The organism is Bacteroides sp. 43_46 (assembly GCF_001915455.1).
Classification (GTDB): Bacteria; Bacteroidota; Bacteroidia; order Bacteroidales; family Bacteroidaceae; genus Bacteroides; species Bacteroides caccae.
Genome location: NZ_MNQN01000142.1, coordinates 1 through 22,990 on the forward strand (window position 1 = coordinate 1; position 22,990 = coordinate 22,990).

14 protein-coding genes and 1 tRNA gene are annotated in these 22,990 nt (G+C 43.8%); 9 read left to right on the forward strand and 6 right to left on the reverse strand.

Features of this window, described 5'->3' with window-relative positions; translation table 11 throughout:
• The first annotated feature begins 330 nt into the window (after nt 1-330).
• The 3 genes from surE (at nt 331) to BHV72_RS18370 (ending at nt 3,130) form a co-directional block, all read left to right on the forward strand.
• Nucleotides 331-1,098 carry a 5'/3'-nucleotidase SurE gene (gene surE, locus BHV72_RS18360; protein ID WP_005677165.1) on the forward strand — a complete coding sequence of 256 codons (768 nt, stop codon included), beginning with the start codon at nt 331-333 and terminating at the stop codon, nt 1,096-1,098.
• Between the two features lie 15 nt (nt 1,099-1,113).
• Entirely contained in the window at nt 1,114-2,250 is a 1,137-nt protein-coding gene (lpxB, locus tag BHV72_RS18365) for a lipid-A-disaccharide synthase (RefSeq protein WP_122264614.1), read from the forward strand.
• 91 nt (nt 2,251-2,341) lie between these two features.
• Nucleotides 2,342-3,130 (forward strand): NigD1/NigD2 family lipoprotein, encoded by a 789-nt coding sequence (locus BHV72_RS18370; RefSeq protein WP_005677167.1) that lies wholly within the window; start codon nt 2,342-2,344, stop codon nt 3,128-3,130.
• Between the two features lie 102 nt (nt 3,131-3,232).
• Here the strand turns inward: BHV72_RS18370 and BHV72_RS18375 are convergent, their stop codons facing one another.
• Genes BHV72_RS18375 through rsfS form a run of 3 tightly spaced genes read right to left on the reverse strand, consistent with a single transcriptional unit; the run spans nt 3,233 to nt 6,592 of the window.
• The gene (locus BHV72_RS18375; protein WP_122294822.1) at nt 3,233-4,081 is read right to left on the reverse strand and encodes a phosphatidate cytidylyltransferase; all 849 of its coding nucleotides are present in this window, start codon (nt 4,079-4,081) and stop codon (nt 3,233-3,235) included.
• A 12-nt stretch (nt 4,082-4,093) separates the two neighbouring features.
• On the reverse strand, nt 4,094-6,223 hold the full coding sequence (gene ftsH / locus BHV72_RS18380; protein ID WP_005677170.1) for an ATP-dependent zinc metalloprotease FtsH: 2,130 nt from the start codon (nt 6,221-6,223) through the stop codon (nt 4,094-4,096).
• 9 nt (nt 6,224-6,232) lie between these two features.
• Nucleotides 6,233-6,592, reverse strand: coding sequence for a ribosome silencing factor (rsfS, locus tag BHV72_RS18385; protein WP_005677172.1), 360 nt, complete (start codon nt 6,590-6,592; stop codon nt 6,233-6,235).
• 264 nt (nt 6,593-6,856) lie between these two features.
• On the opposite strand from rsfS, the gene BHV72_RS18390 reads away from it, so the two are divergent.
• Nucleotides 6,857-6,927: transfer RNA gene (locus BHV72_RS18390), tRNA-Gln, on the forward strand.
• A 224-nt stretch (nt 6,928-7,151) separates the two neighbouring features.
• Here the strand turns inward: BHV72_RS18390 and BHV72_RS18395 are convergent.
• From BHV72_RS18395 to rsmA, 3 genes are all read right to left on the reverse strand, one after another.
• Nucleotides 7,152-9,005 carry a DUF349 domain-containing protein gene (locus tag BHV72_RS18395; RefSeq protein ID WP_022041711.1) on the reverse strand — a complete coding sequence of 618 codons (1,854 nt, stop codon included), beginning with the start codon at nt 9,003-9,005 and terminating at the stop codon, nt 7,152-7,154.
• 85 nt (nt 9,006-9,090) lie between these two features.
• On the reverse strand, nt 9,091-10,431 hold the full coding sequence (gene mgtE, locus BHV72_RS18400; protein ID WP_005677175.1) for a magnesium transporter: 1,341 nt from the start codon (nt 10,429-10,431) through the stop codon (nt 9,091-9,093).
• A 32-nt stretch (nt 10,432-10,463) separates the two neighbouring features.
• Nucleotides 10,464-11,264: a 16S rRNA (adenine(1518)-N(6)/adenine(1519)-N(6))-dimethyltransferase RsmA gene (rsmA, locus tag BHV72_RS18405; protein ID WP_055172237.1), complete on the reverse strand. Its 801-nt coding sequence runs from the start codon at nt 11,262-11,264 to the stop codon at nt 10,464-10,466.
• 116 nt (nt 11,265-11,380) lie between these two features.
• On the opposite strand from rsmA, the gene BHV72_RS18410 reads away from it, so the two are divergent.
• The 5 genes from BHV72_RS18410 to meaB all read left to right on the forward strand — a co-directional run bounded on the left by BHV72_RS18410 (nt 11,381) and on the right by meaB (nt 22,959).
• Complete coding sequence (locus BHV72_RS18410) at nt 11,381-12,367, forward strand: lysylphosphatidylglycerol synthase transmembrane domain-containing protein (protein WP_005677177.1); 987 nt, start codon at nt 11,381-11,383, stop codon at nt 12,365-12,367.
• Nucleotides 12,368-12,389: 22 nt separating this feature from the next.
• Nucleotides 12,390-13,847, forward strand: coding sequence for an aminoacyl-histidine dipeptidase (locus tag BHV72_RS18415; protein WP_286857388.1), 1,458 nt, complete (start codon nt 12,390-12,392; stop codon nt 13,845-13,847).
• A 1,084-nt stretch (nt 13,848-14,931) separates the two neighbouring features.
• Complete coding sequence (locus tag BHV72_RS18420; RefSeq protein ID WP_286857391.1) at nt 14,932-20,670, forward strand: alpha-2-macroglobulin family protein; 5,739 nt, start codon at nt 14,932-14,934, stop codon at nt 20,668-20,670.
• A 109-nt stretch (nt 20,671-20,779) separates the two neighbouring features.
• On the forward strand, nt 20,780-21,847 hold the full coding sequence (locus BHV72_RS18425) for a DUF1573 domain-containing protein (protein ID WP_022041715.1): 1,068 nt from the start codon (nt 20,780-20,782) through the stop codon (nt 21,845-21,847).
• 11 nt (nt 21,848-21,858) lie between these two features.
• Entirely contained in the window at nt 21,859-22,959 is a 1,101-nt protein-coding gene (meaB, locus tag BHV72_RS18430) for a methylmalonyl Co-A mutase-associated GTPase MeaB (protein WP_005679881.1), read from the forward strand.
• The last annotated feature ends 31 nt before the right edge of the window (nt 22,960-22,990 follow it).

Below are 22,990 nucleotides of genomic sequence, written 5' to 3' on the forward strand. Positions count from 1 at the left end.
AATAAGTGATAAATCCTTAGAGCGCCTACGAAAAAAGAGAAACTTTGCAATTTCTGTTGATAAGTCACCTGTTTTGTTAATAACTGTCGGACGAAACAGATACCAAACTTCGACAGGTTCATCATCTACCTTTCTCTTTATGAGCTTGCAAATATACATATTTATATTGGATATTTATTTCTTTTTTTGCTCGCTTGCAGAAGATTAAGATTTGTAAACGGGTAGAAACAGGGAAGGAAGATACTTTTTCATCTGGAGGAAAGAGGGTTTGGAGGTACGGCTTCTTTTTGTTACTTTTGTGCGAATATTAAAAAGGAAAGGATTGAATATATGGAAAATAAGAAGCCGTTGATACTCGTTTCCAATGACGATGGGGTTATGGCCAAGGGTATTAATGAATTAGTGAGATTTCTTCGTCCTCTTGGGGACATTGTGGTCATGGCTCCTGACTCTCCGCGTTCCGGTAGCGGATGTGCGCTGACGGTGACGCAGCCTGTTCATTATCAACTGGTCAAGAAAGAAGTCGGATTAACAGTCTATAAGTGTACGGGAACGCCTACCGACTGCATCAAGCTGGCGCGCAATACCGTTCTCGACCGAGAACCGGATCTTGTGGTCGGAGGCATTAATCATGGAGATAATTCGGCAACTAATATGCATTATTCCGGTACTATGGGAGTGGTGGTTGAAGGTTGTCTGAATGGTATTCCTTCTATTGGCTTTTCGCTTTGTAACCATGACCATGATGCGGATTTTGAAGCTACGGGACTCTATGTACGCAAGATATCTGCTATGATATTGGAGAAAGGACTTCCTCCTTTAACTTGTTTGAATGTGAACTTCCCGAATACTGCCGATATCAAAGGAATAAGGATTTGTGAACAGGCAAAGGGACGTTGGACCGGGGAATGGACTCCTTGTCCCCGTTTGAATGATACAAATTATTTTTGGTTAACCGGTGAATTTACCGATCATGAACCGGAAAATGAGAAAAACGATCATTGGGCGTTGGTTAACGGCTATGTAGCTATCACCCCGACTACTGTTGACGTGACGGCTTATGGTTTTATGGACGAGCTTAATAAGTGGTTCAATTAAGAACCTTCAACTATCATGAAGTATTATCTGATTGTTGGTGAGGCTTCCGGTGACTTGCACGCTTCCCACTTGATGAGTGCCTTGAAAACGGCAGATCCGCAAGCCGATTTTCGCTTTTTCGGGGGCGACCTAATGGCTGCTGTTGGCGGCAAAATGGTGAAGCATTATAAAGAGCTGGCATATATGGGATTTATTCCTGTATTGCTTCATTTGCGCACTATCTTTGCAAATATGAAACGTTGCAAAGAAGACATTGTTGCTTGGAATCCGGATGTCGTAATTTTGGTGGATTATCCGGGGTTCAACCTTGATATTGCCAAATTTGTTCATGCAAAGACACAAATACCGGTCTACTATTATATATCTCCTAAGATATGGGCATGGAAGGAGTATCGCATCAAGAATATCAAACGTGATGTAGACGAATTGTTCTCTATACTTCCTTTTGAAGTTGAGTTTTTTGAAGGGAAGCATCAGTATCCCATTCACTATGTAGGAAACCCTACCGTGGACGAAGTGGCTGCTTATCAGGAAATGAACCCGAAAGACTTTGCTGCGTTTATTGCAGCAAACCAGTTGGAGAATAAACCGGTTATTGCTTTGCTGGCAGGTAGTCGGAAGCAAGAAATCAAGGATAATTTGCCTGATATGCTGAAAGCTGCTTCTGCTTTCCCGGATTATCAACTGGTATTAGCCGGTGCGCCCGGCATTACCCCGGAATATTATGAAAAGTATGTGGGGCAGGCGAACGTAAAAATTATATTCGGACAGACATACCGCATTTTACAGCATGCAGATGCGGCTTTGGTGACATCGGGAACGGCTACTCTCGAAACAGCTTTGTTTCGTGTTCCTCAGGTGGTTTGCTATCATACTCCGATTGGAAAAGTTATTTCGTTCCTACGACGTCACATTCTGACTGTGAAATATATTTCATTGGTTAATCTGATTGCCGACTGTGAGGTTGTTAAAGAGTTGGTTGCTGATACCATGACGGTAAAGAATATGCAGTGTGAACTGGCTAATCTTCTTGAAAATGAAGTGTATAAGAAGGAAATGCTTACTGGATATGATTATGTGGCGGAACGGTTGGGACCTGCCGGTGCTCCCTGTCATGCAGCTCATGGAATAGTGAAGCTGTTGAAAAAATAACTTTCTTTTTCTGAATAAACGTAAAGCCGATGCAGTAATTGCACGGCTTTTTTATTTATTAAGCAGAAGACTAAAAAAGAAAGGAACAGATATGAAAAAATTTAAGTGGCTTTTAGGTATGTTAGTACTGGCACTAATGCCAATGTTGCAATCATGTGATGATGATGATGGATATTCTATCGGAGATTTCAGTTGGGACTGGGCTACGGTCCGGACTACCGGTGGAGGAGGTTATTATTTGGTAGGTGACCGTTGGGGAATCATCGATCCGGTTGCTACTTCTATACCTTGGTTCAAACCTGTGGATGGTGAACGTGTGGTATCCTTTTTCAATCCTTTGGCTGACATGAGTGATGAAAAAGGTGTTCAGGTGAAAATGGAAGGTATTCAGGAAGTGTTGACTAAGGAAGTTGAGGAAATGACTGCTGAAAATGAAGAAGAATTTGGAAATGATCCTATTTTGATTTATCAGGGTGATATGTGGCTGGGAGGAAAGTTTCTGAACATTATCTTCCGCCAGAATTTGCCTCGCAGTGAAAAACATCGCATCAGTCTCGTGGAGAATAAGATAGCAACTGAGCCGGGTGAACCCGAAACTCCGGAAACTTTAAGCATCGGTGAAGACGGCTATGTTCATTTGGAGTTACGTTATAATACGTATGATGATGTAACAGACTATTGGGGGTGGGGACGAGTTTCCTATAATTTGGAAAAGTTCTACCCGACACCCAAAGAAGGTGAAACTACGATGAAAGGTTTTAAGGTAACGATTAACTCTGAAGAAAATGGAGAAGGAGTAGTGGTAGTACTTGACTTGGAACATCCGGTCGGTGTGCCGGAGAAAGCTAAAGATGTACATGCTACATCTGTAATCAGATAAATAACCTAACCTATGTAACTGTGTGTAAAAAAAGGTCGGGATAATTTTCGCAAAGAAAGTTTCCCAACCTTTATTTTTTATCTCTATTCTGAATATACAGATTTAAACCCAAGTGAGAGCATAAAGATAGACTACTGCTGCCGGTATAGCCATTAATGAACTGTCGAACCGATCAAGCATGCCTCCGTGTCCCGGAAGAATTGTACCGGAATCTTTTACGTGAAGTTGGCGTTTTAGCAATGATTCTGTCAAGTCACCCCAAGTTCCGAACACTACAACTACCAGCGCCAATCCTGCCCATTGCCACATCGACATGAACGGAAAATAATGTGCCAGTATAAAGGAAGAACCAATAGCAACGATACCTCCGCCGATAGAGCCTTCCCACGATTTCTTAGGAGAAATACGTTCGAACAAACGATGCTTTCCGATCAGCGAACCGATGCAATATGCACCTGTGTCACTCAACCAAAGGAAGATGAAGATAGATAACGGCAAAATCGGGTTGTAGCTAACACTGCTGTATTCCGAACTGGGATCATTGTGGAAAGCAAGTACGTTCAGTAGTGCGAATGGCAGACCGATGTATAGCTGGCTAAGCATAGAATATGCCCAGTTCAGCACCGGATTTTCCTTTTTCAGGTATAACTCGCTAATCATTAAGTAGAGCAGTAGCAGTACGTAAGGAATAAAGATCTTGGAATCAGCTGCATCAATACAGAAGCCCATTACTGCAAGGAAGAGATAAGCTCCTCCCAGCATGATAATCGTTTTATTTACGTTTACTCCGTCAGCACGCATATTTACTAGTTGTCCAAACTCATAAATAGTCAAGGCGCTAATGATTATGAACAGTATACCGAAACTGAATGATGTGTAAAGGATGCATCCCACCAGAATGGCGACGAAAAGCACACCTGTAATAGCCCGTTTGATAAAATTGCTAGCCAAAATATTTGCGTTTTAAGTTGTTTTCTTTCCACCTTCCGCCGAGATCACCTTTTTTTCTATGGAAACTTTACCTTCCACGGTAATCTTAGCTTCGGTTGCCTCTTTCTCCTCTGTAGAGTTTTCAGCTTCTTCTTCCTTGATTTCTTTCTCCTTCTCTTTTACCTCTTCGGCCAGTCTCTTTTCCGCTTCGGCAGCTTCCTGACTTTCTTTGGCAGCCATGATTTCTTCTGAGCGGGAAGCCCAAGGGCGTTTTCCAAAGATACGTTCAACATCTTCGGCAAAGATTACTTCCTTATCAATTAGTAATTGAGCGAGCTGGTTGTGTCCTTCCCGATGTTCGGACAGAATTTTTTTTGCACGTTCATATTGCTCATTCACCATATTTTTGACTTCCGTATCAATCAGTTCGGCTGTCTTTTCACTATATGGACGATTGAAAGAATATTCTTCATTGTTATAATAGCATAAGTTAGGCAGTTTGTCGCTCATACCTAAATAAGCTATCATTCCGTATGCTTGTTTGGTGACTCTTTCCAAGTCGTTCATAGCACCTGTGGAGATACGATTGAGAAATAAATCTTCGGCAGCGCGTCCTCCTAGAGTGGCACACATTTCATCGAGCATTTGCTCTTTAGTTGTGATCTGGCGTTCCTCCGGCAAATACCAGGCAGCACCCAATGCACGTCCGCGAGGAACAATTGTCACTTTAATCAACGGGTTTGCATATTCCAGCAGCCAGGAGATCGAAGCGTGTCCCGCTTCATGCAGAGCGATAGAACGTCTTTCTGCTTCTGTTGTAATCTTTGTCTTCTTTTCCAAACCGCCGATGATGCGGTCTACGGCGTCGAGGAAGTCTTGTTTTCCAACGAACTTCTTGCCGTGACGGGCTGCAATCAGGGCCGCTTCATTACAAACATTGGCAATGTCCGCACCGGAGAACCCCGGAGTTTGGCGGGCAAGAAGGTCCACATCTACAGTATCATCTATCTTGATCGGGCGCAAATGCACACCGAATACTTCTTTACGTTCATTCAGGTCGGGCAAGTCTACATGTATCTGACGGTCAAAACGTCCGGCACGGAGTAAAGCCTTGTCGAGTACATCTACACGGTTGGTCGCGGCCAGGATGATTACACCACTATTGGAACCGAAACCGTCCATTTCAGTCAATAACTGGTTCAATGTATTCTCGCGTTCGTCATTTCCTCCCATTGCAGGATTCTTGCCACGGGCACGTCCAACGGCGTCAATCTCGTCAATAAATACGATACAAGGAGCTTTCTCTTTGGCTTGCTTAAACAAGTCGCGGACACGGGAAGCACCTACGCCGACAAACATTTCCACAAAGTCAGAACCTGCCAGCGAGAAGAAAGGTACATTAGCTTCACCGGCCACAGCTTTGGCGAGTAATGTTTTACCGGTCCCCGGAGGGCCTACCAGTAATGCTCCCTTAGGAATTTTACCTCCCAAGTCTGTATATTTTTGAGGTTCTTTCAAGAACTCCACAATTTCTTCTACTTCCTGTTTGGCTTCCGCCAGGCCGGCTACATCTTTGAATGTAATCTTGATCGCCCCTCCTTTTTCGAAAAGTTGGGCTTTTGATTTACCTACATTAAACACACCGCCAGGACCTCCACTACCACCGCCACTCATACGGCGCATGAAGAATATCCATAAAGCAATCAGCAGCACAAGCGGCAGGACCTGAATCAGGATAGCAGGGAATATATCTGATTTAGGCGGATAATCCGAGGTCCCGTCAAAATGACCGGCTTCTTTTTCTGCCTGCAAAAATTCTTCCAGTTTGTCAGTAGACGGCGCCCTACTTGTGATGATCGGGTTGCGCCCTACTTTGGTAGAGTCCGCTCCGAATACGGCACCTACGGAATTAGGTTTGAGATAAGCCTCAATCGACTTGTCCTCATATCCCAGCACTTTGCTGACATAACCGTTTTTAACGTAATCCTGAAATTCGCTGTATGTGACAGCTTTGTTTCCGGCTCCCCTTGAATCACTGCCCCACCAGAGGCCGAGAAGCATAAGGGCAATAATCATATACATCCAGTTCAAGTTGAACTTGGGCATATTAACCTTGTTGTTAGGTTTATTGCTATTGTTTTTGTTGCTACTATTATTGTCCATAATCGTTGATTAGTCTAAATCGGGGATTTGAATAAGTTTGGCATCTGCCCAAAGGTGTTCCAGATTATAAAAGGCTCTTGTTTCCGGTAGAAAAACATGTACCAGTACGTCCGCATAGTCCATAGCTACCCATTCTGCATTTCGAAGTCCGTCAACGGCAAAAGGTTTGCTGTCCGCACCTTTACGGGTAAATTCTTTGATAGAATCTACGATAGCACCAACCTGACTGGGAGAATTTCCCTGACAAATAACGAAGTATTTACAGATAGTATCTTCTATATTGGTTAAATCGGCAATAATGATGTTTTTACCTTTTTTCTCTTGAATTCCCTCTTTTATTTTTTCAATTAATACTTTAGTATCGTTCATTCTTTTAATTGAGATTAATAATTCATGTTCTCTTTTGGTTTATAACAAAAAAGGCTTCCCCTTTGTTTCTGATTATAAACGTGATATTTTTGACAAATATACGCTGATTTATTGGATACAAGAAAGTTATCACTTAATTTTTGTGTTTTTTAGTGGAGATGCTTTTATTTGAAAAGTTAATTTGGGGATTTTTGCAAAAAAAATAGTGGAAATGTTTTGAATTCCCAAAATATTTGTATCTTTGCACCCGCAAACGAAAATAATTGGGCTATGGTGTAATGGTAACACTACAGATTCTGGTCCTGTCATTCCTGGTTCGAATCCAGGTAGCCCAACAAAAAACAATGGTTAATTAGAATAAACCCTGCTAAGAATTAGTTCTTGCGGGGTTTTATCATTTTTTGCCCGCTTGAAATTTAAAGATAATGTAGACTAATTCGGTGACAGTTTTTGAAGGCGTCAAATGCTATCATTTAATAATAAAGAAGAACAGGCTTTATTGTTCAACGAACATAAAGCCTGTTTTATATTTTCAGTAGCAACTTTCTTTACAAAAAGATTATTCTTCTGCTTTTATAGATTCGTCTATTACTTTAATCTTCTGTGATACAAGTTCCAAATCTGCTTTCAGCTTTTCTACCTTACGGTTCAACTCGGTTAACAGGCTGCTGCCTTTCTTTGAGGTGGAAGTCAGGAAACCCAGGTTATTTTCGTAAGTCTGGAGTTCATTCTTCATACTCTCGTAAGTACGTACCAGCTTTTCGCGTTCTCTGTATAGAGATTGTGGTCCGCCACCTTGTATATTGTTGATGTTTGACCGGAAGTTACTTAACTTCTTGTTCGAAGCGCTAATGTTGAAACGGTCGAACAACTGGTCGATCAATCCATGATATTGCTTGTACAACTTATCTTTTTCTTTGAATGGTACATGACCGATAGAATTCCATTCTTTCATCAGATCCCGTACCAGTGTGCTGGCTTCCTCGATATCCATGTTTTCGTCTATGGACGACAACTTTTCGATCAATGCCTTTTTCTTCTCCATGTTTTCTACTTCGATAGAGCGTTGTGAAGAAGTAGCCTTGTTTTTCTGTTCAAAGAAATAGTCACAAGCCGTGATAAAACGTTTCCAAACAGCGTCCGAATGTTTCTTGGCTACCGGTCCGATTGTCTTCCACTCTTTTTGGAGTTTCGTCAGGGTATCGGCAGTTGCTTTCCAGTCTGTACTGTCTTTTAAGGCTTCCGCTTTTTCGCAAAGCGCTTTTTTCTTTTCCAAATTCTCGTTCATGCCTTCTTTTAAGCTCTTGAAGAATTCTCCTTTTTTCTTGAAGAAGTCGTCGCAGGCACGGCGGAAACGTTCGAATATCTTCACGTTCATCTTTTGGGGAGCAAAACCGATAGTTTTCCATTTGTTTTGCAGGGCAATGACTTCTTGTGTCTTGTTTTCCCAAGCTGAGAATGTTTTCAGTTCATCGAACTCTATCGCTTCTACGATTTCGCAGATAACGGTCTTTTGGTCCAGATTATGTTGTTCCGCTTCTTTCAGCGTTTCAAAATGTAGCTGGTGACGGCGATTTACAGCCGTAGAAGCTGCTTTGAAACGATTCCAAATCTCGTCGCGCAACTCTTTCGCTACCGGACCCGTATCACGGAATTCCTGATGCAACTTCTGGAGTTGGTGGAAAGCAGAAACCACATCCTCTTCATCAGCCAGCTTTTCGGCAGCCTCGCAAAGATGCGTCTTTATTTCCAGATTCTTCTTGAAATCATATTCGCGGAATTCGTTGTTTAACTTTAATAGATCGTAGAATTTCTCTACGTATAATTGATAATTCTTCCAAAGTTCGTTTACTTTGCCTTGCGGAACCAACTTCGTCTCATTCCATTGCTGTTGGAGCTTTTTGAATTCCGTGTAAGACTTGTTGGCATCGTCACCCGATTCTACCAATTCTTTCAGTTCTTCGATAATGGAAAGTTTGACTTGAAGGTTTTCTTCTTTCTGACGTTCCTGCTCGGCTACAAGTTTGCTTCGTTTTTCTTTGATTACCCCCATTAGGCGTTTAAATTCCACTTCCACCGGGTCTTCTTCGGGAACGAAATCTTCTTCGGCGCCGCCGTTGTCGGTAAACTGTTTTTTAGCAGCTTCCAGTTCGGCATTATGTAGCTTGTAGAATGATTGTTTCAGATTGTCTATTTCCTGCTTGTTCGCATTCTCTGCGTCTTGTGCAAGCTCTTTCAATCGGTTTAGTACGTCTTCCTTTGTGGCAGGTTTAGGAGCTGCTTCAGGTTGAACTTCGGCAGTCGTTTCTTCAGACGGAGTTTCTGTAATGGCTTCAGAAACCTCGACTGTTTTCTTTTCTTCTTCTAATTCCCCTTGGTTCAAGGGCTGATTAGTGTCATGAGCGTCCATCATTGTATATTAGTTTTGGGTCACAAATTAATGAAATAAAACGATTACTTCATACTATTTTGCTTATTTTTTTTCGTTTATTCTGATTTTATGATAATAAAACGGTGATTCCCATGTAGAGCATCATGCCGATAATGTCGTTTGTAATAGCTATAAATGGTCCCGTTGCAATGGCGGGGTCTATTTTAAGTTTTTCGAGAGTCATGGGGACCAGCGTACCGAAAATAGAGGCAAACATCACTACGGCAAACAAACTGATAGATACGGAGTAGGTGACTGTTGCTGTTGCACCGAACCGTATGAAATTATATGTATATACCAGCAGGGAAATGATAGTAGCATTGATTAGGGCCACCACCGCTTCTTTTGTCACTTGTTTGAATGTATTTTTGGCATCCAGCGAACTGTTGGCGAGGCCCTGTACGACGATAGCTGACGATTGCGTTCCGACATTTCCGCCCGTACCACCGATCAACGGGATGTATAAAGCCATTTCAGGATGAGCGGCAAAGGTCGAATCGAAATTTCCCAATATCATCGAGTTGCCGATTCCGCCGATCATGCCGATCAGTAGCCACGGAAGGCGTGCCGTTGTCTGGCGGAGAACATTATCATCCGTTTCTACATCCTGCGAAAGACCGGAAGCCAACTGATAGTCACGTTCCGATTGTTCACGGACTTCGTCCATGACATCGTCAACGGTAATCTGTCCGACAAGCCGGCCGATACTGTCGATCACGGGGATAGCCACCAAGTCATACTTCTCGATCGCTTGCACCACCTCGTCTATCGGCGTATCCACGTGTACTGAAATCGGGTCTTTCTGCATCACGTGTTTTACCTTGGATACGGAAGGAGACGTTATCATCTTTTTGAGCGGGAATATACCTCGCAGGCGTTCATCGTCGTCGATGACATATACATAATAAATCTCGTCCAGTTCTTCCGCCTGTTGGCGCATCTCTTTCAGGCATTCGGGCATACTCCAGTTCTCATTGACAAGCACCATTTCCGTACCCATTAAACCACCGGCCGTATTTTCGTCATATTTCAACAAATCGACGATGTCTCCGGCTTGTTCGATGTCCTCGATGTGCGAAAGAATCTCTTCCTGTTTGTCCTCGTCCAGTTCACGCATCAGGTCTACGGCGTCGTCCGTATCCATGTAGTCCACAAACCGCTTGGCGATTGTTTCGGAAGGAAGCATATCGAGAAGTTCCTTACGGGCGTCCTCATCCATTTCGACGAGTACGTCGGCGGCGGTTTCGTTATTGAGTAGTCGATAGACGAACTTGGCTTCTTCCGGGTTCAGATCGTTGCACAATTCGGCGATGTCGGCCGGGTGTAGGTCGGCGAGAAGCTCTTTTACCTGGTCGGCGTCTTTTTGCTCAATCAGGTGTTTAACGTTGTCAATGTATTCCTCGTTCATCTGCTTGTCAATTACAAATTACGAATTACAACTTACGGCTGAAGGTTCATCTCTTTCAGCGCTATTTCCACTTTATTGGTCAGATCGATAAATTCTTCTACCGATAGCTGTTCCGGGCGTTTATTGAATAATGTGTCTTCTGTGAGCGGACACTCTTTTCCCAGAATCGGCTTAATAGAGTTGCGCAACGTTTTGCGCCGTTGATTAAAAGTCGTTTTCACAACCTGCTTGAACAACTTTTCGTCGCAGCCAAGCTCCTGCGTATCATTGCGTGTCATGCGGATAACGGCGCTTTTTACTTTGGGCGGCGGGTTGAATACGTGTTCGCTGACGGTGAACAGATATTCTACCTTATACCATGCCTGTATCAATACGCTGAGGATACCGTAAGTTTTGCTGCCCGGTCCGGCGGCAATACGTTCGGCTACTTCCTTTTGGATCATGCCCGTACAACAGGGGATAATATCCTTGTTATCCAACATTTTAAAGAATATCTGACTGGAGATATTATACGGGTAATTACCTGTCAGTACGAAAGGCTTGCCGTCGAACAGCCGGTGGAGATTCATTTTCAGGAAGTCGTCCTCGATGATATGATCTTCCAGCGACGGATAAGCTTCGCGGAGATAAGCTACCGATTCATAGTCCACTTCCACGACTTTCACCGGCCGTTCTTTTTTCACCAGGAACTGGGTCAATACTCCCATGCCCGGTCCTACCTCCAAAATAGGCAGTTCGGGGAAGGTGTCGACCGTATCGGCAATATCTTGCGCCACTTTCAAATCTTTCAGAAAGTGCTGTCCGAGAAACTTTTTAGGCTTTACTAATTTCATTTACCAACTAAATAATTACTTTTGCAGCCGACAAAGGTAATTCTTTTAAATGAAGAACGTACCACTATTTAAAAAAAATAAATAGATGTGTCAGCGAAGCTAATGAAGAATTAAGCATGAAGAAACTATTAAAGAAGACGCTGAAACTGATATTACCGATTGTTTTGGGCGGCTTTATTCTATTTTGGGTATATCACAACTTTGATTTTACAAAGGTGGGTGAGGTGTTGCTGCACGGTACGAACTGGTGGTGGATGTTCTTTTCGTTATTATTTGGGGTGCTCGCACAGGTGTTTCGCGGCTGGCGGTGGAAGCAGATGTTGGAGCCGTTGGAAGCTTTCCCGAAAAGGAGTGATTGTGTGAATGCTATTTTCATATCGTATGCCGCGAGTCTGATAGTTCCCAGGGTCGGGGAAGTGAGCCGTTGCGGCGTGCTGGCCAAATATGATAATGTTTCTTTTGCCAAGTCGCTCGGAACGGTTGTTACAGAACGGCTGGTCGATACATTGACAATTCTTCTGATAACAGGCGTCACGGTGTTGCTTCAGCTGCCGATATTTGTTACTTTTCTTCAGCAGACTGGAACCAAGATACCTTCGCTCCTGCATCTGCTGACTTCCGTGTGGTTCTATATCGTCCTGTTCTGTTTTATCGGAGTGGGAATGCTTCTTTATTATTTACGGAAGACGTTGTTCTTTTATGAAAGAGTGAAAGGTTTTGTGCTCAATATTTGGGAAGGTGTGATGTCATTGAAAGGAGTGCGCAATATACCTCTCTTTAGCTTTTATACATTGGCTATTTGGGGATGTTATTTTTTTCACTTCTATTTTACGTTCTATTGCTTCGCTTTTACTGCTCATCTGAGCATCCTGGCGGCGCTGGTTATGTTTGTAGGCGGTACTTTTGCAGTGATTGTGCCTACGCCGAACGGAGCGGGTCCATGGCATTTTGCGGTCATTTCGATGATGATGCTTTATGGAGTAAATGAAACAGATGCCGGAATATTTGCTCTGATTGTGCACGGGATTCAAACCTTTTTAGTAGTTTTGTTGGGCGTATATGGTTTGGCGGCTTTGTCGTTGACCAATAGACAGCGAAAGTAATCACTATAAAAATAGATTTGTTATGAGTACTATTCTTTCTTTAGCTCCACAAAACGTATGGAAGCATTTTTATTCGTTGACACAGATTCCCCGTCCGTCGGGATACATGGAAAAAGTAACAGAATTTCTGATTAACTTCGGAAAAGGCTTGGGACTGGAATCTTTTGTAGACGAAGTAGGTAACGTAATTATCCGTAAACCGGCAACTCCGGGAATGGAAAACCGGAAAGGTGTGATTCTTCAGGCACACATGGACATGGTTCCGCAGAAGAATAACGATACGGTGCACGATTTTGAAAAAGATCCTATTGAAACTTATATAGATGGCGACTGGGTAAAGGCCAAAGGAACTACGCTGGGAGCAGATAACGGGCTTGGCGTGGCTGCTATTATGGCTGTGCTTGAAGCGAAAGATTTGAAACATGGTCCGCTGGAAGCACTGATTACCAAAGACGAAGAAACCGGTATGTACGGCGCGTTCGGTCTGAAGCCGGGGACAGTGAACGGAGAAATCCTTCTGAATCTCGATTCGGAAGATGAAGGCGAGTTGTATATCGGTTGTGCAGGCGGTATGGATGTCACTGCTACACTGGAATATAAGGAGGTAGCTCCCGAAGAAGGCGATATCGCTGTTAAGGTTACGTTGAAAGGCTTGCGTGGTGGGCATTCCGGATTGGAAATCAATGAAGGGCGTGCCAATGCCAACAAATTGCTGGTTCGCTTTATCCGCGAGGCAGTTGCCAGTTACGAAGCACGCCTGGCAAGTTGGGAAGGCGGCAATATGCGTAATGCCATTCCACGGGAGGCACACGCGGTTGTTACCATTCCAGCTGAGAATGAAGAAGAATTGTTGGGCTTGGTGAAATATTGCGAAGACCTGTTCAATGAAGAATATTCGACGATTGAGACTCCGATCAGTTTCACGGCAGAACGTGTGGAAGTTCCGGCAGGTCAAGTGCCCGAAGAAATTCAGGACAATCTGATTGATGCTATTTTTGCTTGTCAGAATGGTGTGACCCGTATGATTCCGACCGTTCCCGATACGGTAGAGACTTCTTCCAACCTTGCTATTATAACAATTGCCGGTGGAAAAGCGGAAATTAAAATTTTGGCTCGTAGCTCCAGCGATAGTATGAAGGAATATCTCACTACCAGTCTTGAGTCTTGTTTCTCTATGGCAGGTATGAAGGTAGAGATGACAGGAGGTTATTCCGGTTGGCAGCCCGATGTGAATTCTCCGATTTTGCACGCGATGAAAGCGTCATATAAGCAGCAGTTTGGCGTGGAACCTGCGGTGAAGGTGATTCATGCAGGTTTGGAATGCGGTATTATCGGTGCCATTATTCCGGGATTGGATATGATTTCCTTCGGTCCTACCTTGCGCTCACCACATTCACCGGACGAAAGAGCATTGATTCCTACTGTACAGAAGTTCTATGACTTCCTCGTTGCAACTTTGGAACAGACTCCAATGAAATAAATGCTATTCTTTCCTATTATATAATAGGTCTCTTATAGAAAAAGGCACGGATGAAATGTCATCCGTGCCTTTTTGTCATATTTGCTGCCTTAAATATTACGATTTTACTTCATAACAAATAAATTAATTGATGCAAATCAATAAATATGCTATAAAACATAAAATTCTTCCTTTTTGGGGTACAATGTATAAACAAAGGCTGTATTTTTGTGTTGTATAACATGTAAATAAGAGGATAACAAAATGAAAAGGTTAGAAAGATTGTTTAGAAAGATCGGCGAAGCCGACGTACATGTTTGGGGATATTCAACAATTAATATTCGCCCGAACGAGGAAGCTTAATTTTTTAGTTTTCAAGTATTAGTAATTTAAAAGTTTAAAGATTATGAAGAAAATAAGTTCTTTAGTTAGAAAAATCCTCAGTGAAGTAGGTCGTAACGAAATGCTTGCATGGGGGTACAGAATTGAAAAATGAGAGAGAGAACATTAGCTAAGTTTGCAGTGGGGATACGTTATTGAAAGCGTTATCCCCACTTTTTTTGCTTCTTATAAGTCCCGGATATTGTATTCACTGTTTTTTTCGATAGAAGAAGGTTGTGTACGACAAAACAGTTACCGTCCGAGTTAGTTTCCTTTGCTTGAAACTAAAGTTTCATCAGTTAGAAACTATGGTTTCAAGTAACTGAAACTGAAGTTTCCAGCGTATGGAACCAGGGTTTCGAGCCGCGAAACCAACAGTGTTAAGGCGTAGTGTCAGTTTTTCATGTTCAATCCAATTCCAGGTGACAGCATTATTGCCGTCACTTGCTGCTGTCACTTGTTGCTGTCACATCTTTAGTTGCTCATAATCATTTGGTTAGGTCGTGTTTCGTGACAGGTGACAGATATATATCATAAACAATTTGTTAGGAGAGGATTAACGGCGATAACTCTGTTTTATGATCACAATCATTGTGGTTGTTATATCTGTTATGATTGTGCAAATCTATTATATTTATTCAAAAAAAGATGATTGTTTAAACTTTATTTCTTTACTTTGTTATTTATACAGTGAGACTTATAGCGAACTTAAACTAGAAAGATTATGAAAATAAGGCAGATTTGTATGGTGGTGCTGTTATGGTTGGGAGTGATTCCGGCAGTGCAGGCACAGAGTTTCGACAAATTATGGAAAGAAGTAGAACAGGCAGGAAAAAAGAGTTTGCCTAAAACAGTAATAAAATTGACTGACGAGATTTACCGGAAGGGAGAAAAAGAAAAGAATTCCGCCCAGATGCTGAAGGCATATATGTGGAGGATGAAATATCAGGAAATAGTGACTCCCGACAGTTTTTATGTCGGTCTGACCGGGCTGGAACAATGGGCGAAACAAACTAAACAGCCTATGGACCGTGCTATATTGCACTCATTGATAGCGGGAATCTATGCTGATTATGCAGCCAATAACCAATGGGAGCTCCGGAGAAGGACGGAAATCGTGGAGGAAGCTCCTTCCGCAGATCTACGCGAATGGACAGCAAATATATTCGTAGAGAAAGTGCGGACAAATGTGAAAGAGGCTCTGGCGGACTCTGTGCTGCTGCTCAAAACGTCCTCACGCGATTATATTCCTTTTGTGGAATTAGGGGAGACTAGTGAATATTATCACCATGATATGTATCATTTGTTGGCTTCCCGTGGCATAGAATCCTTGAACCGGATAGAAAGACTTAGTAGCGGAACATTACCGGGCGATATTTCTTCGGATCCGGTAAAACAGGATATTATATCTATCTATGGAAATATGATTTCCGCCTATCAGGCAGCCGGTCTGAACGAAGGATACGTGTTGGCACTGCTCAACTATTTGCAGTGGCGACGCATGGCGGATCAGGCGTTCCGTTCCTTCCAGGCTAAAAACGGGTTGATAGGACTGACGCAAGATCCTTATTTGGCTGCATTGAATGAACTGAAAAGCAAATTCAAATCGGAACCGATATGTGCTGAAGTTTATTTGGCGCAAGCTCAGTTTGCAATTGAAAAAGACCAGCCGGTAAGTGCCTTGAAACTGTGTGACGAGGCAATCGGACTTTATCCGTCTTACCATAGGATTAATGCTTTGAAGAATCTGAGGCAGGAGATTCTATCTCCTTATTTGAATGTCAATGTGATCAGCCAGGCTTTTCCCGGCGAAGAAATTAAACTGAGAGCTTCGCATAAGAATCTGGACGGTTTTACGGTACGCCTTTTTAATAAAGCGAAGAAGTTGGTGAAGGAACAGCATTATTCGGTTCTTCGTCCGGAAGATTATCGGACGCAGGACACGGTGTTCACTTTCAAGTCCCCGGAAGTGGGAGCTTACGTCATGCGTATTGTTCCTGATATTCGTGCCAAGCGGGATAGTGAAAGTGAGTTTAACGTGACCCGCTTCAAAGTGTTGACGTGCCGTTTGCCGGGGCAACAGTATGAAGTGGCGGCCTTGGATGCTCAAACCGGGCATCCTGTACCCAACGCAAAGATAATATTGTATAGTAATGACGAAAAAGTGTTGCAGGAGTTTACGACGGGAGAAGAAGGAAAAGTGGTGTTCCCCTGGAAATCCGAATACAGATATTTGAAAGCTTCGAAAGGCGTGGATACAGCCATGCCGAAACGAAGTATTTACGGCGGAAGCTACGGTTATTACGATGATGAGGATGAAGCGACGGAAAGTATGACGTTATTGACCGACCGTTCCTTGTACCGTCCCGGTCAGACAGTGTATGTGAAAGGTATTGCTTATATGCAGAAATCGGATACAGCCAATGTGCTTCCCGGTAAAGATTATACTGTAACTTTGTTGGACACAAATAATCAGGAAGTGGGGCGTAAGTCGGTACGTACCAATGAATTCGGTTCGTTTACCACCGATTTCGCATTACCTTCGGCCTGTCTGAACGGAATGTTTTCTTTGACGGCGGGAGAAAGTAGAACGAATATCCGTGTGGAGGATTATAAACGTCCGACATTCGATATTACGTTTGAAAAGCAAACGGAAAGTTACCGACTCGGAGATGAAGTGCAGGTAAAAGGCAAGATACAGTCTTATAGCGGTGTGATGCTTCAGGACCTTCCGGTGAAGTATACGGTGAAGCGTTCTGTTCGCAGTTTCTGGAGGATTTCGGAGGCTGTACAGATTGCTTCGGGTGAAGTGACTGCCGACGGGAACGGAGAATTTACGATCCCGGTTCGCCTGGAAGAAAGTGCAGATTATAAGAATAATGATAAAATATATTATCGTTATTCTGTTGAAGCGACTGTTACCAATGCGGCAGGTGAAACACAGTCGTCTACGGAGATGATTTCGGCAGGACAGCGTTCATTGATTTTGCAGACGGAGTTGAAAGAAAAGATTTACAAGGATAGGCCGTTCAACATTGTGTTTGAAGCACAGAATCTGAACGGACAGCCTGTGGAAGTGAAAGGTACATACTCTTTATATCCGGCGAAAGATAAGGATTACAAGCAACTGGACGAGAAACCGGTTGCAACCGGAACATTTACTTCTAATAAGGAAATGACCTTCAATTGGGGGAAATTTTCTTCCGGGCCGTATGTGCTGAAGGCAACGGTGAAAGATAACCAGGGAAAAGAAGTGACGGCGGAAGCAAATACGATTCTTTTCTCTTCTGACGACAAACGTCCGCCTGTTCAGTCCGCCGTGTGGTTCTATGCAGAGAATACGGAATTTGACACTGCTCATCCGGCGGTATTCTATTTCGGAACTTCGGAAAAGGATACCTATATAATGATGAATGTATTTTGCGGTGATAAACTGCTGGAAAGCAAGGCACTGAATCTGTCCGATACGATTGTTCGTTTTCAATATCCGTATCAGGAAAGTTACGGTAACGGTATCTTCGTGAACTTCTGTATGGTGAGGGACGGACAGGTTTATCAGGAACGGGTTCAGGCGAGAAAACGTTTGCCAGACAAGACATTGGTGATGAAGTGGGACGTATTCCGTGATAAATTGCGTCCCGGACAGAAAGAGGAATGGAAACTGACAATCAAGACACCGCAGGGACAGGCTGCTCATGCCGAAATGTTGGCGACGATGTATGATGCCTCACTTGATAAAATCTGGAACCGCCGGCAGGATTTCCGGGTTTACTACCAGCAACTGCTTCCTTATTCCGATTGGATGAACGGATATGTTGGAAATAACTCCTACAATTATTGGTGGGATCGTAAGTCTCTCAAAGTACCTGCAATGTTGTATGACAGATTCGCTATGCAGCCTGATATAAGAAATGCATATGCGATGTCAGAATCCATAGCTGATGGAGTAGTGGTCAGAGGATATGCAGTGCAAAAGAAAATGTCGGTGACAGGCAGCGTTGTAAGCCGGAGCAATGCGGTGAGATATGCATCGGCGCTAGTTTCCGAAGATGCTGCGGATACAATGTTTGAATCGGAGTTAGTGCCAATGGCAGCAGGAAAGGCCGATGTCGCTTCCGGAGAAGAAGCGCTTCCTGAAGCTCCTGCCGGCTTGCGTACAAATCTTGCCGAGACTGCTTTCTTCTATCCCCAACTCCGTACCAATGAGCAGGGAGAGGTTTCTTTCTCTTTCACTATGCCCGAAAGTCTGACACGTTGGAATTTCCGTGGATATGCTCACACCAAGGGAATGTTAATGGGAACGCTGGACGGAGAAGCTACTACCAGTAAAGAATTTATGCTGACCCCGAATCTGCCACGTTTCGTGCGTGTGGGCGATAAGACCTCTATTGCTGCCTCTGTCTCTAACATGACTGGCAAGCCGCAAGCAGGAACAGTAAGCATGATTCTTTTCGATCCGGTGACGGAGAAGGTTGTCGACACACAGAAACAGAAGTTCTCCGTTGAGGCAGGCAAGACAATTGGCGTGAACTTCATGTTTACCGTCAGTGATAAATACGAGGTATTGGGTTGTCGGATGATAGCCGATAGCGGCACATTTAGCGACGGAGAGCAACAATTGGTTCCGGTACTCAGCAACAAGGAACATTTGGTAGAGACACTGCCCATGCCTATACGTGGAGAAGAAACTCGCACCTTCTCGCTCGACAGTTTGTTCAACCGGCATAGTAAAACGGCAACAGACCGTAAACTGACGATTGAATTTACCGGAAATCCTGCTTGGTATGCTATTCAGGCATTGCCTTCTTTGAGCCTTCCGGTCAATAATAACGCTATTTCATGGGCTACCGCCTACTATGCGAATACATTGGCTTCGTATATAATGAACAGTCAGCCACGCATCAAGGCTGTGTTTGATAGCTGGAGACTTCAGGGCGGTACGAAGGAAACCTTCTTGAGCAACTTGCAAAAGAATCAGGAAGTGAAGAATATTCTGTTGTCCGAATCTCCATGGGTACTCGAAGCACAGACTGAAGAACAGCAGAAAGAGCGTATCGCTACACTGTTCGACTTGAATAATATCCGTAACAATAATATCGCTGCACTGACCAGATTGCAGGAATTGCAAAATTCCAACGGTGCCTGGTCATGGTATAAAGGAATGAACGGCAGCGGTTATGTCACGGCCTATATTGCCGAATTGAATGCCCGCCTTGCTCTGCTGACCGGTGAGAAGTTGGACGGACCAGCACTTGCTTTACAGGAAAAGGCGTTGACTTATCTTCACCAATCAGCTTTGGAAGAATACAAAAATATTCTTAAAGCACAGAAAGAAGGAGTGAAGTTCACAGGAGTGTCGGGCTCTATCCTGCAATATCTGTATATTGTCGCTATTTCCGGCGGACAGGTTCCTGCTGCCAATAAAGCTGCGTATGCTTATTATCTTTCTAAAGTGAAAGAGTTGCTTCCGACAGCTTCAATGAATGCGAAGGCGATTGCTGCTATCGTGCTCGATAAAGCCGGACAAAAGAAAGAAGCGCAGGAATTTGTTGCTTCTCTGAAAGAACATCTGATAAAGACGGACGAACAGGGGATGTTCTTCGCTTTCAACGAGAATCCTTATGCGTGGGGAGGAATGAGGATGCAGGCTCATGTAGACGTTATGGAAGCTTTGGAATTGATCGGCGGAAACAGCGAAACGGTGGAAGAAATGAAACTCTGGCTGTTGAAACAGAAGCAGACGCAACAATGGGATTCCCCTGTAACTACGGCAGATGCGGTGTATGCACTGTTGATGAAAGGTACTAATTTGCTTGACAATCAGGGCGATGTACGGATTGTGATTGCCAATGAAGTACTGGAAACGGTGAGTCCGAGCAAGACTACGGTGCCGGGACTGGGATATATCAAACGTTCGTTTACACAGAAGAATGTCATGGATGCCCGCAAGATTGAAGTGGAAAAGAGAAATCCGGGGATTGCCTGGGGAGCTGTTTATGCAGAATATGAATCGCCGATCAAGGATGTGAAGCAACAGGGAGGTGAGTTAAATGTACAGAAACAATTATATGTGGAACGTACGGTGAATGATACCCCTCAGCTGCAACCGGTCACGGCAAAGACGGTGCTTCAGGTAGGTGATAAGGTTGTTTCCCGTTTGAGTATCCGTGTAGACCGTGCAATGGACTTTGTACAGTTGAAAGATCAGCGTGGCGCTTGTTTCGAGCCGATCGGCAGTGTCTCCGGTTATCGCTGGAATAACGGAATCGGCTATTATGTGGACATTAAAGATGCTTCTACCAATTTCTTCTTCGATCACTTGGGGAAGGGAGTTTATGTACTGGAATATAGTTACCGTGTCAGTCGTGCGGGAACTTACGAAATGGGGCTGGCAACCATGCAATGTGCCTATGCGCCGGAATATGCTTCTCATTCGGCTTCAATGACGGTAGAAGTGAAATAATTAACTTATTAACGGTGAACGGTAAACGTTCACCGTTAATAATCCTTTCAATACGTTTCATATCTCATCTAAAACTCCTACATTTGTACACCAAAATAAAATATATCACATGAAACGTAGTTTACTATCTATATTTTTTCTGCTTATTGTCACTTTGGCAGCTGTCGCCCAACCTCGTATTTCTTCTAATAAGGAGACGCACAACTTCGGACAAATAGAATGGAAACGTCCGGTGACAGTGGAGTATACCATTACCAATACCGGAAATCAGCCTTTGGTGCTGACCAACGTCACCACTTCTTGTGCCTGTGCCGTGGCCGACTGGACAAAAGAACCGATTGCTCCCGGAGCGAAAGGTATTGTAAAGGCTTCATTTGATGCCAAAGCATTGGGACGTTTCGAGAAGTCGGTCGGTATTTATAGCAATGCTACTCCGAATCTGGTTTATCTGAAGTTTACGGGTGAAGTGGTGCAGGAAATAAAGGATTATACGAAGACTCATCCTTTCGCTATCGGTAATATCCGTATCGACCGGGATGAATTTGCCTTCCCCGATGTATATCGCGGACAGCAACCAACTATGACGTTCAGCATTGCCAACCTTTCCGACCGTCCTTATGAACCGGTACTGATGCATCTTCCTCCTTACCTGAAAATGGAGGCGGAACCTAAAGTGCTGCTCAAAGGAAAGAAAGGAACTGTCAAACTGACGCTGGACGCCAGCCAACTGAATGATTACGGATTGACACAGACTTCCGTCTATCTCTCCCGTTTTGCCGGTGATAAGGTCAGTGAGGATAATGAAATTCCCGTTTCGGCTATTCTACTTCCCGATTTCTCGCGGATGACGGCGAAAGATTCGTTGGACGCGCCGGCTATCCGTATCTCGGAAACAAATATAGACCTCAGTGTACCATTGATAAAGAAAAAGAAAGCCAGCTACAATATCTTGATTGCTAATGCCGGAAAGACTCCGTTAGTAATCAGTAAGTTGCAGGTGTTTAATTCTTCTGTGGGCGTTAGTCTGAAAAAGACCGTGCTGCCGCCGGACGGAATGACGAAACTGAAAGTGACGATTCGTAAACGTGACGTCGGTAATAAGAAGCATCATTTACGCATTCTTATGATTACAAACGACCCGTTGAATCCCAAAGTTGAAATCAATATCAAACGCTAAATTCTATGGCTATGGAACATCCTGAAAATAGTGGAGAATACAAAGGGCTTGCTGTCAACAAAGGCATCGAGCAGCCTTCGTCTGTAAATCCTTACCTGAAACGTAAGCCGAAAAAGCGTCAGCTTTCGGTGGCGGAGTTTGTTGAGGGGATTGTGAAAGGCGACATTACTATTTTGAGCCAGGCTGTGACATTAGTGGAAAGTGTGAAACCGGAACATCAGGTCGTAGCACAAGAGGTGATAGAGAAATGCCTGCCTCATTCCGGAAATTCTGTCCGTATAGGTATCAGCGGAGTTCCCGGCGCGGGAAAGAGTACTTCGATAGATGTATTCGGTTTGCACGTGCTTGAAAAAGGAGGAAAGCTGGCTGTGTTGGCTATCGACCCCAGTAGCGAACGTAGTAAAGGCAGTATCTTAGGAGATAAGACGCGTATGGAACAGCTTTCCGTACATCCGAAGTCATTTATCCGCCCTAGCCCCTCGGCAGGTTCGTTGGGAGGAGTGGCACGCAAAACGCGTGAGACGATTGTACTCTGCGAGGCTGCCGGATTCGATAAGATTTTTGTGGAAACCGTCGGGGTGGGACAGAGTGAAACGGCTGTTCATTCTATGGTAGATTTCTTCCTGCTGATTCAGTTGGCAGGTACAGGAGACGAGTTGCAAGGCATTAAGCGCGGTATTATGGAAATGGCCGACGGCATTGTGATCAACAAGGCCGATGGGGATAATCTGGAACGTGCAAAACTGGCTGCTACTCAATTTCGTAACGCTTTGCATCTTTTCCCTGCTCCCGAATCGGGATGGACTCCCCAAGTGTTGACCTATTCCGGTTTTTATAATATCGGAGTGAAGGAGATATGGGATATGATTTATGAATATATTGACTTTGTGAAGACCAACGGTTATTTTGAATATCGTCGTAACGAGCAAAGTAAATACTGGATGTATGAAACGATCAACGAACAACTTCGTGACAGTTTCTATCATAATCCGAAGATTGAAGCCATGCTTCTGGAAAAGGAACAGCAAGTGTTGCAAGGAAATCTGACATCATTTATAGCCGCAAAGAGCCTACTCGATACTTATTTCGCAGACCTGAAACGGGACGACTAGAAAAAGAACGTTAAAAAGCGGATGAAAAAAT

Coding starts and splice junctions, on each gene's coding strand:
- surE (WP_005677165.1), top strand. CDS start 331: ATGGAAAATAAGAAGCCGTTGATACTCGTTTCCAATGACGATGGGGTT.
- BHV72_RS18410 (WP_005677177.1), top strand. CDS start 11,381: ATGAAGAAACTATTAAAGAAGACGCTGAAACTGATATTACCGATTGTT.
- rsmA (WP_055172237.1), bottom strand. CDS start 11,264: ATGAAATTAGTAAAGCCTAAAAAGTTTCTCGGACAGCACTTTCTGAAA.
- BHV72_RS18425 (WP_022041715.1), top strand. CDS start 20,780: ATGAAACGTAGTTTACTATCTATATTTTTTCTGCTTATTGTCACTTTG.
- BHV72_RS18420 (WP_286857391.1), top strand. CDS start 14,932: ATGAAAATAAGGCAGATTTGTATGGTGGTGCTGTTATGGTTGGGAGTG.
- lpxB (WP_122264614.1), top strand. CDS start 1,114: ATGAAGTATTATCTGATTGTTGGTGAGGCTTCCGGTGACTTGCACGCT.
- BHV72_RS18395 (WP_022041711.1), bottom strand. CDS start 9,005: ATGATGGACGCTCATGACACTAATCAGCCCTTGAACCAAGGGGAATTA.
- rsfS (WP_005677172.1), bottom strand. CDS start 6,592: ATGAACGATACTAAAGTATTAATTGAAAAAATAAAAGAGGGAATTCAA.
- ftsH (WP_005677170.1), bottom strand. CDS start 6,223: ATGGACAATAATAGTAGCAACAAAAACAATAGCAATAAACCTAACAAC.
- BHV72_RS18370 (WP_005677167.1), top strand. CDS start 2,342: ATGAAAAAATTTAAGTGGCTTTTAGGTATGTTAGTACTGGCACTAATG.
- BHV72_RS18415 (WP_286857388.1), top strand. CDS start 12,390: ATGAGTACTATTCTTTCTTTAGCTCCACAAAACGTATGGAAGCATTTT.
- mgtE (WP_005677175.1), bottom strand. CDS start 10,431: ATGAACGAGGAATACATTGACAACGTTAAACACCTGATTGAGCAAAAA.
- meaB (WP_005679881.1), top strand. CDS start 21,859: ATGGAACATCCTGAAAATAGTGGAGAATACAAAGGGCTTGCTGTCAAC.